13 protein-coding genes are annotated in these 12,987 nt (G+C 56.0%); 2 read left to right on the top strand and 11 right to left on the bottom strand.

All coding sequences use genetic code 11. The features are described 5' to 3' along the window. Positions 1-124: 124 nt before the first annotated feature. The 4 genes from B9Y90_RS03905 to B9Y90_RS03890 form a co-directional block, all read right to left on the bottom strand. The gene (locus B9Y90_RS03905) at positions 125-1,450 is read right to left on the bottom strand and encodes an MFS transporter (RefSeq protein WP_085540272.1); all 1,326 of its coding nucleotides are present in this window, start codon (positions 1,448-1,450) and stop codon (positions 125-127) included. A 199-nt stretch (positions 1,451-1,649) separates the two neighbouring features. Continuing rightward, positions 1,650-2,303: a DapH/DapD/GlmU-related protein gene (locus B9Y90_RS03900; RefSeq protein WP_085540271.1), complete on the bottom strand. Its 654-nt coding sequence runs from the start codon at positions 2,301-2,303 to the stop codon at positions 1,650-1,652. Between the two features lie 90 nt (positions 2,304-2,393). Beyond that, positions 2,394-3,452, bottom strand: coding sequence for an inner membrane protein YhjD (gene yhjD, locus B9Y90_RS03895; protein WP_039288936.1), 1,059 nt, complete (start codon positions 3,450-3,452; stop codon positions 2,394-2,396). Positions 3,453-3,507: 55 nt separating this feature from the next. Next, positions 3,508-4,407 (bottom strand): LysR family transcriptional regulator, encoded by a 900-nt coding sequence (locus tag B9Y90_RS03890; RefSeq protein WP_039288934.1) that lies wholly within the window; start codon positions 4,405-4,407, stop codon positions 3,508-3,510. A gap of 119 nt (positions 4,408-4,526) precedes the next feature. Here B9Y90_RS03890 and B9Y90_RS03885 point away from each other — a divergent pair, with 119 nt between their 5' ends. Continuing rightward, on the top strand, positions 4,527-5,285 hold the full coding sequence (locus B9Y90_RS03885) for an SDR family NAD(P)-dependent oxidoreductase (protein ID WP_085540270.1): 759 nt from the start codon (positions 4,527-4,529) through the stop codon (positions 5,283-5,285). 143 nt (positions 5,286-5,428) lie between these two features. On the opposite strand, the gene yieH is transcribed toward B9Y90_RS03885, so the two are convergent. Then, positions 5,429-6,094 (bottom strand): 6-phosphogluconate phosphatase, encoded by a 666-nt coding sequence (gene yieH, locus B9Y90_RS03880; RefSeq protein ID WP_085540269.1) that lies wholly within the window; start codon positions 6,092-6,094, stop codon positions 5,429-5,431. Between the two features lie 168 nt (positions 6,095-6,262). Between yieH and B9Y90_RS03875 the strand changes: the two genes are divergently transcribed. Continuing rightward, positions 6,263-7,594: an NCS2 family permease gene (locus B9Y90_RS03875; RefSeq protein ID WP_039288928.1), complete on the top strand. Its 1,332-nt coding sequence runs from the start codon at positions 6,263-6,265 to the stop codon at positions 7,592-7,594. A 59-nt stretch (positions 7,595-7,653) separates the two neighbouring features. Here the strand turns inward: B9Y90_RS03875 and B9Y90_RS03870 are convergent, their stop codons facing one another. The 6 genes from B9Y90_RS03870 to rnpA form a co-directional block, all read right to left on the bottom strand. After that, entirely contained in the window at positions 7,654-8,220 is a 567-nt protein-coding gene (locus B9Y90_RS03870; RefSeq protein ID WP_039288927.1) for an NADPH-dependent FMN reductase, read from the bottom strand. Positions 8,221-8,237: 17 nt separating this feature from the next. Then, complete coding sequence (locus B9Y90_RS03865; RefSeq protein WP_085540268.1) at positions 8,238-8,996, bottom strand: 4'-phosphopantetheinyl transferase family protein; 759 nt, start codon at positions 8,994-8,996, stop codon at positions 8,238-8,240. A gap of 320 nt (positions 8,997-9,316) precedes the next feature. After that, the gene (gene mnmE / locus B9Y90_RS03860) at positions 9,317-10,681 is read right to left on the bottom strand and encodes a tRNA uridine-5-carboxymethylaminomethyl(34) synthesis GTPase MnmE (protein ID WP_085540267.1); all 1,365 of its coding nucleotides are present in this window, start codon (positions 10,679-10,681) and stop codon (positions 9,317-9,319) included. A gap of 77 nt (positions 10,682-10,758) precedes the next feature. Then, entirely contained in the window at positions 10,759-12,402 is a 1,644-nt protein-coding gene (gene yidC / locus B9Y90_RS03855) for a membrane protein insertase YidC (protein WP_085540266.1), read from the bottom strand. Positions 12,403-12,404: 2 nt separating this feature from the next. Beyond that, on the bottom strand, positions 12,405-12,662 hold the full coding sequence (gene yidD, locus B9Y90_RS03850) for a membrane protein insertion efficiency factor YidD (RefSeq protein ID WP_071530513.1): 258 nt from the start codon (positions 12,660-12,662) through the stop codon (positions 12,405-12,407). Further along, entirely contained in the window at positions 12,626-12,985 is a 360-nt protein-coding gene (rnpA, locus tag B9Y90_RS03845) for a ribonuclease P protein component (RefSeq protein WP_071842695.1), read from the bottom strand. Before rnpA ends, yidD begins: the two co-directional genes overlap by 37 nt. Between the last annotated feature and the right edge of the window lie 2 nt (positions 12,986-12,987).

The raw sequence follows: 12,987 nt of genomic DNA, 5'->3' as shown, positions 1-12,987 counted from the left end.
GCTGGTGACCATCCTGAATGCAATGCTTCGGGATAATAAAGAATGGGTGACGACATAGCGCCACCCTTGACTTTAAACACAGCTGCTCTCCCTTTTAGGGAGAGGGTTAGGGTGAGGGTAAAAATTACAGCGACTGGTGGCGGGTCTCTTTGCTCAACAACAGCGCAATCAGCGTCAGGGCAGACATCGCCGCCAGATACACGCCGACATAGAACAGGCCGTAATTAGCCTGCAGCCAGGTCGCGATATACGGTGCGACGGAAGCGCCAAGAATGGACGCGACGTTGTAGGAGAATGACGCGCCGGTGTAGCGGACTTCCGTCGGGAACATCTCCGGCAGCAGCGCCCCCATCGGGCCAAAGGTCAGCCCCATCAGGCTTAGGCCAATCAGCAGATAGGCCATCACCAGCGCCTGGTTCCCGGAGCCCAACAGCGGCGGGAAGACGAACAGCGCAAACAGAATCATCAGGCTGGTGATCACAATCATGCTCTTACGGCGGCCAAAAGCATCCGCCAGATAGCCCGCAATCGGCACCATCACACCAAAGCCAATCACTGCCATCATCAGCATCCACAGCACCTCATTGCGCGAGAAGCCAAGTCCCGCCGGAACGGGTGCGGTGCTGAAGGTCATGGAGTAAACCGTCATGATATAGAACAGCGTATAGGTGGCCAGCATGATGAAGGTGCCGAGAATTGTCGCCTTCAAATGTTTGGTTAGCAGCGTGCCCAGCGGGACTTTGACCTGCTTGCCTGCTTTGGCAATCTTCGCGAATACTGGCGTTTCATGCAGCGAAACGCGGACATAAAGCCCGATAATGACCAGAACGGCAGAAAGAATGAACGGTACGCGCCAGCCCCAGGACATGAACTGCTCGTCGGTCAGCAGCCATGAAAGCAGCAGGAAGGTGCCGTTGGCGAAGAAGAAGCCGATCGGCGCGCCCAACTGCGGGAATGAACCGTACAGCGCGCGTTTGCGCGGCGGCGCGTTCTCCGTGGCCAGCAATGCCGCGCCACCCCATTCACCGCCCAGGCCAAGACCCTGGCCAAAACGGGCCAGCGCCAGCAGAAGCGGGGCGAAGATACCAATACTGGCATAGCCTGGCAGCAGGCCGATGACGACGGTCGAGATCCCCATCGTGAGCAAGGAAGCGACCAGCGTGACTTTACGACCTACGCGGTCGCCGAAGTGGCCGAATAGCGCCGAACCAATCGGGCGAGCCACAAAGGCGATAGCAAAAGTGGCGAGAGACTGTAGCGTGGCGGCCGTCGGGTCACCCTGCGGGAAGAAGATGTGCGGGAAGACAATCACCGCCGCGGTGGCATAAATGTAGAAGTCGAAGAATTCGATGGCCGTGCCGACCAGCGAAGCAACAACGACTTTTCCGCGTGAGTTTACGGGCGTAGTGTCAGCCCCGGTATCGAGAGTTGTGGCAACGGATGCTTGCATAGATTTTTCTTATTTATGGCGAACGAAAGTCCATTTACGCATAGCAAAAGAAGCATTTCAACGCGCTGCACCGGGCGGAGTAGTTCAAAAAACGCGCATTAAGTGGATAATTTTTAAGCCTGCCCGTAACCTTCCATGAAATGCTTCACAAAATTTTCAAAATAGAGAATAAAACTGGTTTTAGGTTAAATAAAAGTTACTAGTTAGATTTATCTGCTGAGTTGCTCGGCTTGTCCCAGCGAGCGCAGAAACTGGCTATCTCCCCGGATTGAAATTCCGGCAGGTGCGCCATTAATTTCTCCAGTGGCCAGTCCCACCAGGCAATGCGCTGCAGACTTGCAACAACCTCCTGCGGGAAACGGCTGCGAATGGGTTTAGCTGGCACGCCACCAACGATGGTGTACGGCGGCACATCTTTGCTGACCACCGCGCCCGCGGCAAGCACGGCCCCGTCGCCAACCGTCACACCGGGCAAGACGATAACGCCGTGACCAATCCACACGTCGTTACCAATGATCACCCGGTCTTCACGGCGATGAGCAAAGAACGAAGTATCCCGCCCGACGCCGGTCGCGTAGTACTCAGGGCAGTAGGTAAAGCGGTGCTGTGAGGGGCGATCCATCGGGTGATTGGGGGCGCCAAGCCGGACATGGTTGGCAATGGCGGTGAATTTGCCGATCTCGCTGTCGGCCACGCAGCAGTGTTCCCCGAGGTAGGAGAAGTCGCCGAGAGTGCTGTATTCCAGCACGCTGTTGGCGAGTATTTCGCACTGTTCGCCGATGTGTGTTTCGCGCAGACGAACGCTGGGGTCAATAACGGTTTTCTGGAGTTTGGGTACGGAGGCAGTTGTCATGGCATGTTCTCTGGTCGGAGGTTTAGACAAGTTGGCCTGCTAACCTGGGGGTCGGCAGGCCACCTATCCTGACCGGAAATCATGACCGGATTATTTATGCGTTTTCCCCGGCATCCTCGGGTCGTCTTTGTATTCTGCGGTGGCAATCCAGGCCGCGCAGAACAGCGTCAGGCGGGCGAAGAAATAGAAGAAGGCCATCAGCCCCAGCACCGAGCCAAAAGCTGCCCCGGAAGGCGAGCTGACGAGCTTTGGCAGACTGTAGGTCATGATGATTTTAATCACCTCAAAGCCGATGGCCGCAATCAGCGTGCCGCGAATGAGCGCTTTACGGCGCGGGCGGTGGCGCGGCAACCGCCAGAATATCCAGAAGAACAGCAGGTAGTTAGCAAAAATCGAAATGGCCAGGCCAACCAGATGCCAGGCCGGTTTGAGCCATTCGATATCGCCCAGGTGCAGCAGGCCGATCAGCAGCGTCTGGGCCGAGCCGGAAATCGAGGTAATAGACAGAGTGACGATCAGCGCAATAAGCAGGCCAATCAATGAAATAAAGTCGCGCAGGTATTTTACCCAGAATTTTTCCTGATCCTGCGGGCTGCGTTCCCACTTATCCCGCGACTGGGCGCGTACCGCTTCACGCAGGTTGCCCATCCAGTTAATACCGGAGTAAAGCGCAATCAGCAGCCCGACCAGGCCAACGGTGGTGCGCTGCTGAACCGCGGTATTGATGGTGTTTTTCAGGGTGGCGGCGAGCGTCGGATCGCTGACGTTCTCAAGGATTTTGGCAAAAATGTCTTCGAGCAGCGTCGGATGCGAGGCCAGCACGTAACCGCCTGCCGCGAAGGCCACCATCATGATGGGGATCAGTGACAGAAACGAGAAGTAGGTAATGGCGGCACCAAACTGGTTCCCAAGCCGGTCATTAAAGCGCTCTGCGGCGCGGAGCAGGTGGGCAACCATCGGCTGCCTGACCGTTTTGTTGACCGCGGATATGGTGCTGTTCACCGCGGCGTTACCGGTTTTAAGCTTTACCAGCGGTTCGTTCTCTGCGGGCTCGTTTTGCGCTTCATCCTGCTGCGTGTCGATAGATACAACAGGCTCATACTCGAGCTCGTGGGTTGGGCGTTTTTCGCGGTTATCCGGCGTCGTCATCGGGTCAATTTTCCTTTTGCTATGGCAGGATCTTAAGGAAATTATAGCCATAACGCTAATCGACATAGGCTTTGAGTACGCCGCTTAGCCATTCCATAAACAAATGTACTCGCCGGGAGAGGTTGCGGCGATGCGGATAAAGCAGAGAAATAGGCATCGGCTCGGCGCGGTACTGAGGCAAAATTTCCACCAGACTGCCCTCTTTGAGCTGGGTTTTCACGCCCACACGAGGTACCTGAATGATCCCCAGCCCGGCGACACAGGCGGCCTGGTAGGTTTCCGTGCTATTAACGGTAATCAGACCACCGGTTTTCACCCACTGCGTTGTTTTATCCAGCCAGACTTCAAAGCCTTGTGGGCGGGTGCCAAGGTTTTGAGCGTAATGCACCAGCGCATGAGAAGCCAGGTCGTCCAGGCTTTCGGGATAGCCAAAGCGGCTGAGGTAGTCAGGGCTGGCGCAGTTGATCATGGTGAATTTCCCCAGCGGCCGTGCCACCAGGCCGGAGTCTTTGAGGTGACCCACGCGCACCACGCAGTCAAACCCTTCCCGCACGACATCTACCATTCTGTCGCTGCTGCTAAGCTCTAACTCTATGCCCGGGTACTGCTGCAGGAACCCCGGCAGCTTCGGAATGATCAAACCGCGCGCCAGCGTAACGGGCATATCAACCCTGATGCGCCCGCTGACGCTGGCGGGATCGGTCTGAAACAGACCGTCGAGTTCATCCAGGTTGGTTAACAGGTCGCGGCAGCGTTCGTAATAAACCATACCGTCCTGGGTGAGCTGAACCCGGCGAGTGGTGCGGTGCAGCAGGCGAGTGCCGAGTGACGTTTCCAGTGCCTGAATCTGGCGAGAAACGCTGCCCTTCGGTAGCCCAAGCGTGTCTGCGGCGCGGGTAAAGCTCTCCAGCTCTGCAACCCGCACGAAAAGCTGCATTGCGTGTATTTTATCCATCTTATCACCACATTGTTGCTTTGAATGAAACAGTGAGGCGCATCTGGCCGTATTTATTGATTTTGTATCAGCTAATAAGCTGTATCTCAATGTCCTGACAGCCAAATAAGGGGTGTATCATGAGTCAACGCATTGCTTTAGTGACCGGCGGCAGCCGTGGTTTAGGTAAAAACGCAGCGCTGAAGCTGGCCGCACGCGGAATCGGCATTCTGCTGACCTATAATAGCCAGCGTCAGGAAGCCGAAGATGTTGTGCGCGAAATTGAGCAAAAAGGCGTGAAAGCGGCAGCAATTCAGCTCAACGTCGGCGATTCTTCTACCTTCGCTGGATTTGTTGAGCAAGTGAAAGAAACGCTGCATCGCGTCTGGCAGCGAGATACGTTTGATTATTTATTGAACAACGCTGGAATCGGTCTTGAAGCGTCGTTTGCCGAGACCACCGAAGCGCAGTTCGATGAAATAATGAACATCCATCTGAAAGGGCCTTTCTTCCTGACTCAGGGCCTGCTGCCGCTGATTAAAGACGGCGGCCGCATTCTGAATGTTTCCACCGGCCTGACTCGTTTCTCGCTGCCGGGCAAAGCCGCTTACGCGACGATGAAAGGGGCGATGGAAGTGCTGACCAAGTACCAGGCTAAAGAGCTGGGCTCGCGTGGGATTGCGGTGAATATTATTGCGCCTGGCGCTATCGCTACCGATTTCAGCGGCGGTATTGTGCGCGACAACGAACACGTTTCGAAGGCTATTGCGGCACAAACCGCATTAGGGCGCGTAGGTCTGCCGGATGATATCGGCGATGCCATTGCGGCAATTCTTAGTGATGAGACGGGCTGGATGAACGCGCAGCGGATTGAGGTTTCCGGCGGGATGTTCCTTTAATTTTGTGACCCTCACCCTAACCCTCTCCCTAAAAGGGAGAGGGGATCGACCGCAGTCTGCTTACGTGCAATCGAGTAACCAGAAGGAAAGGGTGTGTTTCCCCCTCGCCCCTTTGGGGAGAGGGCCGGGGTGAGGGGCAACGCCTACGCCGTAATCTCCCAGCCGCGCGCTTTCCACAAGTCCGGTAACTCGGCCAAATCGGTAAACGTCGTCACCTTTGGATGGTCGATCGGCTTGTTATGCGGATCGGCACAGAAGTAAAACACCTCCATTCCCGCCGCAATACCCGACTGCGCACCCGCCATAGAATCATCCACCAGAATGCAGTGCTCTACGTCTATGTTCATCAGTTTCGCCGCGTGGAACATCAGGGCCGGGTCCGGCTTCCAGCGCTGAATGTCGTAACCGCTGTACAGGGCATTCGGGAAGTAGTCGAGCATCCCGGTTTTGCCGAGAGAGTGCTGCATTTTGCTGATCGGGCCGTTGGATACCACGCACATCGGCTTATTGATTTGCGCCAGCAGCGTGTTTGCCCCGGCGATCTCCTGAAGTTCGCTGTCAAACAGGCGGGCAACTTCGGCGCGGTAAATCACTTCCAGTTCAAGCTTGGGCAGGTTGGTGCCGTACTCAGCATTGATGGTGTCGATAATTTCGTAGAGTTTGACGCCTTTGAAGGTCTTAAAGACATCATCGAGCGCAAGTTGAATACCGTATTGCGCAAACATATGTACGTAGGCTTTGGAGCAGATGACCTCGCTGTCGACCAGCGTTCCATCGCAGTCAAAAAACACCGCTTCTATCCGGGACATGCCATTTCCTTTCTCTTTGGTTTAACGTTTACTCTATGCTTTTTGCGCAACGCAATCGATCCCGTTGCGGTAATTTCAGCGAAAAAAGTGGATAATTTGCGTTATCCCCTGCCAATTTTGGTATAGGATAGCGGCGTATTTTTTCCTCTTTTAGTTCGGAAACCGATAATGAGCCAACCACAGTCCACTCCGGAAACAACCCCGGGGCTGCTCGAACGCGCGTTCAAATTACGCGAACACGGTACTAACGCCCGCACCGAGGTGATCGCCGGGTTCACCACCTTCCTGACGATGGTGTACATCGTTTTTGTTAACCCACAAATCCTCGGCGCAGCCGGGATGGATACACAGGCGGTATTCGTCACCACCTGCCTGATAGCCGCCTTTGGCAGCATCCTGATGGGGATTTTTGCCAACCTGCCTGTGGCGCTGGCACCGGCGATGGGCCTGAACGCCTTCTTCGCCTTCGTGGTTGTTGGCGCGATGGGCCTGTCCTGGCAAGTCGGCATGGGCGCTATCTTCTGGGGCGCCGTGGGCCTGCTGCTGCTGACCATTTTCCGCGTTCGCTACTGGATGATTGCGAATATCCCACTTGGCCTGCGCGTTGGCATTACCAGCGGTATCGGCCTGTTTATTGGCATGATGGGGCTGAAAAATGCCGGGATCATCGTGGCCAATAAAGAGACGCTGGTCAGCATCGGGAACCTGACTTCCCACAGCGTGCTGCTGGGGGCTTTGGGCTTCTTTATCATTGCGATTCTCGCTTCACGTAATATTCACGCGGCGGTGCTGGTGTCTATCGTGGTAACCACGCTGCTGGGCTGGCTGCTGGGCGACGTGCAGTATCACGGCATCGTGTCTGCGCCACCAAGCGTGAGCAGCGTTGTCGGGCAGGTGGATTTAGCCGGTTCGCTGAATCTGGGGCTCGCGGGCGTGATCTTCTCCTTCATGCTGGTGAACCTGTTTGACTCCTCCGGTACCCTGATTGGCGTCACGGACAAAGCTGGGTTAACCGACGAGAAGGGCAAGTTCCCGCGCATGAAGCAGGCGCTTTTCGTGGACAGCATCTCTTCCGTGACCGGCTCGTTCTTCGGCACCTCTTCCGTTACCGCTTACATCGAAAGCTCATCCGGCGTGTCCGTCGGGGGCCGCACCGGCCTGACCGCTATCGTGGTTGGCCTGCTGTTCCTGCTGGTTATCTTCCTGTCACCGCTGGCGGGCATGGTGCCTGCGTATGCGGCCGCAGGGGCGCTGATTTACGTTGGCGTGCTGATGACTTCCAGTCTGGCCCGCGTGAAGTGGGATGACCTGACCGAAGCGGTACCGGCGTTTGTTACCGCCGTGATGATGCCGTTCAGCTTCTCCATTACCGAAGGCATCGCGCTGGGCTTTATTTCTTACTGTGTCATGAAGTTGGGCACTGGCCGCTGGCGCGAGCTGAGCCCGTGCGTGATCATCGTGGCGCTGCTGTTTGTGCTGAAAATTGTGTTTGTTGATTAAAGCCAGACGCTAAAAACAACAACGCCAGTCATGTGACTGGCGTTTTTTTTGGCCTGGAATCAAGCTTTGACGCGCCGGATGTAATCGCCAAAGGCGGTCAGTTGCCCGGTCAGATGGTCGAGCGTGCTTTGATCGACCACTTCGCCGCTCTGTGGGTCCACTTTGTTCTGAATCACGCCGCCCATAAACTCAGGCTTGTTCATCACCATCGCATCCAGGAAAACAAGGATCTGGCGCAGGTGATACTGGCAGCGTGCGCCGCCGATAGCGCCCATAGAGCTGGTTTGAATCAGCACTGGTTTGCCGGCCAGCGGCTGCTCAGGCAGGCGAGAAAGCCAGTCAATGGCGTTTTTCAGGCCACCCGGCACGGAATAGTTGTACTCAGGCGTCACAATCACCACGCCATCTGCCTGGCGGATTTGCTCGGCAAGGGCTTCCACGCTCTGTGGGAAACCTTCTTCCTGCTGGATGTCGGCATCGTACAGCGGGATGTCGCCAATGGAAGGCAGGGCATCAATCTGCATACCTGCCGGGGCGATGTTCGGCAGCGTACGGGCGACCATCGCGTTAAATGAACCCTTACGCAGGCTCCCCAGTAAAGTCACTATCTTCAACGAATCAGACATTGGTACTCCTTTATGTGTCAGGACGTTCGGGAAAATGTGTTATGCGGCGTTGCTGTCTCTGATGATATACCCGTCAGGCGAATGATGCGCGCCTGAGCGCTTCGGCTGCGTGCTTCGGCATCCGGCAGGGCGTTCCAGCCCTGTTGGCCGTCGAACTCCCAAAGCTTCAGGCGTTCCACGCCCGGTGCTACGGCACAGCCCCAGATAAGGATATCTTCCGCATCGCTGATCGCTTCAATATGCGGCTCGTTTATGACGCGCAGACGACCAGAGCCAGGCAACAATTGTAGTGTGCTCAGGCTCGTCTGGGGATTGTCCGTCAGTTTCAGGACGCTACGGCGGAGCGTATGCAGCTGGGTACGGGCTTCATTAGGATCGTTTTGGTTGTTGATCCAGGTGATCTCGCTGCTGCTGGACTGAGACGGCGGTACGACCGGGGACGGTGCCTGGAAACTGCGGCGAAGCTCCATGTCCAGCCCGCAGCGTCCTTCGGTGGCCAGTAGCACACCCACCATGTTACCGGCATAGGCAATGCTGAAATCCGGCAATTCCGCGTCGGCAAAGCGCGGACGTCCTGCCGTAGAGGTGATGATTTGCGGCAGGCGTTGGGTGCCATAGAGCATAAACATCATTTCTGCGACCAGCGTACGCGACGCTAGATAGCGCGTGCGGCGGTGCTCCGGCATCAGGCTGGCGGCGTTAAGAACCTCGTCGCTCAGCCGGGGTGAAGTGAGGTTGGGAGGGTTCAGAGCCCATCTTGCAAAATGCGTCGCCATTTGTCGCTCCTTGATAATGGTCAGTCGATGTCATGCTGCTTCGGGTGGCTGAAACAGCGCTCCGCATCCGATCCTGAATCTTGTCAGGGATCGAATAGTAGTCTCTGGCTCAATGCGTTGTCATTGATGCTCTTCAATAGAGTGACCTATTTTTTGAGCAATATATTATATATTCAATCCTGGGAAAATTCTTAGTGGTTTGCGTCAGTGAAGCACTTAAAAATGTCGATCTGAAGACATCGTCTTGAAATGATGAAGTATTTTAAATATGAGGAAAATGCCCCGCATCATGAAGTGTGACGCGGGGCGGCGGTAAGGGGTTATTTCCCGATACAGAAGCTCGAGAAGATGCGGCCTAACAGGTCGTCAGAGCTAAATTCGCCGGTGATTTCACTTAAGTTCTGTTGCGCCAGACGCAGCTCTTCCGCCAGCAATTCGCCAGCCCAGGCACCCAGCAGTTGGGCTTTGCCCTGTTGCAGGTGTTCAGCGGCTTGCTCGAGCGCCTGCAGGTGACGGCGGCGGGCGAGGAAGCCGCCTTCCATGTTGGTTTCGAAGCCCATGCTCTCTTTCAGATGCGCACGCAGCACGTCGACACCTTCCCCGGTACGGGCGGAGAGCCTGACAAGTGAGTGACCATTTACTTCGCTCAGGCCAAGCGTTTCGCCAGTGACGTCCGCTTTATTGCGCACCACGGTAATCGGCAAACGCTCCGGTAGACGAGCGATAAAATCTGGCCAAATCGTCGCCGGGTCAACGGCGTCGGTGGTGGTGCCGTCCACCATGAATAACACGCGATCCGCCTGCTCAATCTCTTTCCAGGCACGCTCAATCCCGATGCGTTCAACTTCATCGCTGGCTTCACGCAGGCCTGCGGTATCGATGATATGCAGCGGCATGCCGTCGATGTGGATATGTTCGCGCAGCACGTCACGCGTGGTGCCGGCAATATCGGTGACGATAGCGGCCTCGCGTCCGGCCAGCGCGTTCAGCAGGCTGGATTTACCGGCGTTAGGGCGTCCGGCGATAACCACCTTCATGCCTTCGCGCAGCAGGCTGCCCTGGCGGGCTTCGGCGCGCACCGCGTCAAGATCGCCAATGACCCGATGCAACTGGGCTTCTATTTTTCCGTCGGAGAGGAAGTCGATCTCTTCGTCCGGGAAGTCGATAGCCGCTTCCACGTAGATACGCAGGTGAGTCAGGGCTTCCACCAGGTGGTTAATACGCGCGGAGAACGCTCCCTGTAGCGAATTAAGCGCTGAGCGAGCGGCCTGCTCGGAGCTGGCATCGATCAGGTCGGCAATGGCTTCTGCCTGCGCCAGGTCGAGCTTATCGTTCAGAAATGCGCGTTCGGAAAACTCACCTGGTTTGGCGATGCGCAAACCCGGCAGCGTCAGAATACGTTTTAGCAGCAGGTCGAGAATGACCGGGCCGCCGTGCCCCTGCAGTTCAAGAACATCTTCACCGGTGAAGGAGTTCGGGCCAGGAAACCACAGCGCAATACCCTGATCCAGCGCGCTACCGTCGGCATCACGGAAGGGAAGGTAATCGGCGTAGCGCGGCTTCGGCAGCTTACCGAGCACCGCCTCTGCGACCTCGCGCGCCTGGCGGCCGGAAATACGCAGGATACCTACGCCGCCACGCCCCGGCGGAGTAGCCTGGGCAATGATAGTGTCATGATTGCTCATCGTTTATCTCAGACCTTGAATCAAAAAGAAAAAGGCGGTCAATCGACCGCCTTTCATAAGCTTAACGCCAAATATTATCAGGTCTTTTTCTTGTCGCGGCTATGCAGGCCACGCTTTTCCAGACCGCGATAAATCAGCTGCTGCTGAAGGATGGTCACCAGGTTGCTGACGATATAGTACAGCACCAGACCTGACGGGAACCACAGGAAGAACACGGTGAAGATGACCGGCATAAAGGTCATGATCTTCTGCTGCATCGGGTCGGTTACGGTGGTCGGCGACATCTTCTGGATGAAGAACATCGTGGCGCCCATCAGAATCGGCAGGATGTAGTACGGGTCCTGTGCAGACAGGTCGTGGATCCACAGTGCGAACGGCGCGTGGCGCAGTTCAACGGAGCCCATCAGCATGTAGTACAGCGCCAGGAAGATTGGCATCTGGATGATCAGCGGGAAGCAGCCGCCCAGCGGGTTAACCTTCTCAGCTTTGTACAGCGCCATCATTTCCTGGCTCATACGCTGCTTGTCGTCACCGATACGCTCACGCATGGCCGCCAGTTTTGGCTGCAGCATACGCATTTTGGCCATCGAGGTGTACTGCGCTTTGGTCAGCGGGTACATGATGCCACGAACGATAAAGGTGATAACGATAATGGAGAAGCCCCAGTTACCGATGAAGCTGTGGATAAATTTCAGCAGCTTAAACAGCGGCTGAGAGATGAACCACAGCCAGCCGTAATCTACGGTCAGGTCAAGGTGTGGCGCAACGGCCGCCATTTTGTCCTGAATCTCTGGACCTACCCACAGGGTGCTGCCCATCTGAGCGGTCTGGCCTGGCTGGACGATCTGCGAGGCAGATTTGTAGCCAATTGCCGCAACGTCGTTGTTCAGCTTGGTGGTGTAGAAGTTGTTCGCGCCCTGAGTATGCGGCACCCATGCGGTAGCAAAGTACTGCTGCAGCATCGCCACCCAACCGCTGTTGGCGTTGACGTTCAGGTTTTCACCGTCAGCGATGTTGTCGAACTTAACTTTTTCGTATTTCGCGTCCGGGGTGGAGTACGCCGCGCCACGGAAGGTATGCAGCGCAAAGTTGCTGCTGCCGGTGTCGCGATGAGAAGGCAGGTTGATGGACTGCTTCAGCTGACCAAAGGTCGCCAGCTCCAGCGGTTTCTCGCCCACGTTCTTCACGTTGTAGTCCACACCGACAGAGAACTCACCGCGTTTCAGGGTGAAGGTCTTGGTGAAGGTGTTGCCAGCGGCGTCGGTAAACGTCATCGGGACAACCAGTTCGTTCTGGCCATCCGCCAGCGCGAAGGTATCGGCAGTGGCGTTATACAGCGGACGATCGCCGTTCGCCGGGTTATCCGGGCCATCACGACCGGTCAGGCCGCTCTGTGCCTGGTAGATAAATTCAGGCGTGGTTTCCAGCAGTTGGAACGGCTCTGCGGATTTCAACTCTTTCGGGTAGGTTGGCAACAGCGCTTGTTCTACATCACCACCGCGGGTGTTGATGGTCAGTTCAAGAACGTCAGTTTTAACCGTAATGAGTTTTCCCTGGCCACTGGCCGGCACACCCTGGTTAGCGGCGTTACCCTGGCTGTTCGTGGTCTGCGTGGTCTGCTGCACCTGAGGTTGAGGAGCGTGGTCCTGCTCCCAGGCTTGCCAGATCATGAAAGACACGAACAACAAAGCGATGAGAAAAAGATTGCGTTGCGAATCCATCGTTAGTGTTCTCTGGTATCAAAAGGTCCGGGCGGAACGGGATCGTCTCCACCAGGGTTCAAAGGGTGGCATTTTAGTACGCGTTTCATCGTTAACCAACTGCCTTTTAACACTCCAAACCTGCGCAAGGCCTCAATTCCGTAGTGAGAACAGGTTGGGGTGAAACGACAATGCGGCCCGAGAAGCGGACTAATCAGGCGTTGATAGACCCTGATGAGGGCTATCAGGACCCGCGAGCCTGGCGACAATGGCGGCGCCATAACTTTTCCAATGCTTCCGATAAAGCCTGGTTATCCAGATCGGCAACCCCTTTTTTCGCTACTACCACGAAATCCATTGGTGGCAGTTCGTGCTGACGCAGACGGAAGCTTTCACGCGTCAGACGTTTAATCCGATTGCGTTCGTGGGCGCGTTTTACGTTTTTCTTAGCGACTGTGAGACCGATGCGGGGATGCCCCAGCGAATTAAGGCGGCCGAGAATGGTGATTTGCGGCGTGCCAGCCCGTTGTGGCTGCTGGAAGACGAATGTGAAATGATTGGGAGTTAACAAACGTAACTCCCTGGGAAAAGCTAGCTTAACCACTC

Origin of the sequence: Cedecea sp. NFIX57 (assembly GCF_900177785.1) — a bacterium.
Lineage (GTDB): Bacteria > Pseudomonadota > Gammaproteobacteria > Enterobacterales > Enterobacteriaceae > Cedecea > Cedecea neteri_C.
Note: the sequence above shows the minus strand (reverse complement) of the source record. Positions and strands in the feature narration are given on the sequence as shown.

What these genes read in the sequence shown, in the direction of transcription:
- B9Y90_RS03905 (WP_085540272.1), bottom strand. Translation starts at nt 1,450, where the DNA reads ATGCAAGCATCCGTTGCCACAACTCTCGATACCGGGGCTGACACTACG.
- B9Y90_RS03900 (WP_085540271.1), bottom strand. Translation starts at nt 2,303, where the DNA reads ATGACAACTGCCTCCGTACCCAAACTCCAGAAAACCGTTATTGACCCC.
- yhjD (WP_039288936.1), bottom strand. Translation starts at nt 3,452, where the DNA reads ATGACGACGCCGGATAACCGCGAAAAACGCCCAACCCACGAGCTCGAG.
- B9Y90_RS03890 (WP_039288934.1), bottom strand. Translation starts at nt 4,407, where the DNA reads ATGGATAAAATACACGCAATGCAGCTTTTCGTGCGGGTTGCAGAGCTG.
- B9Y90_RS03885 (WP_085540270.1), top strand. Translation starts at nt 4,527, where the DNA reads ATGAGTCAACGCATTGCTTTAGTGACCGGCGGCAGCCGTGGTTTAGGT.
- yieH (WP_085540269.1), bottom strand. Translation starts at nt 6,094, where the DNA reads ATGTCCCGGATAGAAGCGGTGTTTTTTGACTGCGATGGAACGCTGGTC.
- B9Y90_RS03875 (WP_039288928.1), top strand. Translation starts at nt 6,263, where the DNA reads ATGAGCCAACCACAGTCCACTCCGGAAACAACCCCGGGGCTGCTCGAA.
- B9Y90_RS03870 (WP_039288927.1), bottom strand. Translation starts at nt 8,220, where the DNA reads ATGTCTGATTCGTTGAAGATAGTGACTTTACTGGGGAGCCTGCGTAAG.
- B9Y90_RS03865 (WP_085540268.1), bottom strand. Translation starts at nt 8,996, where the DNA reads ATGGCGACGCATTTTGCAAGATGGGCTCTGAACCCTCCCAACCTCACT.
- mnmE (WP_085540267.1), bottom strand. Translation starts at nt 10,681, where the DNA reads ATGAGCAATCATGACACTATCATTGCCCAGGCTACTCCGCCGGGGCGT.
- yidC (WP_085540266.1), bottom strand. Translation starts at nt 12,402, where the DNA reads ATGGATTCGCAACGCAATCTTTTTCTCATCGCTTTGTTGTTCGTGTCT.
- yidD (WP_071530513.1), bottom strand. Translation starts at nt 12,662, where the DNA reads ATGGCGCCGCCATTGTCGCCAGGCTCGCGGGTCCTGATAGCCCTCATC.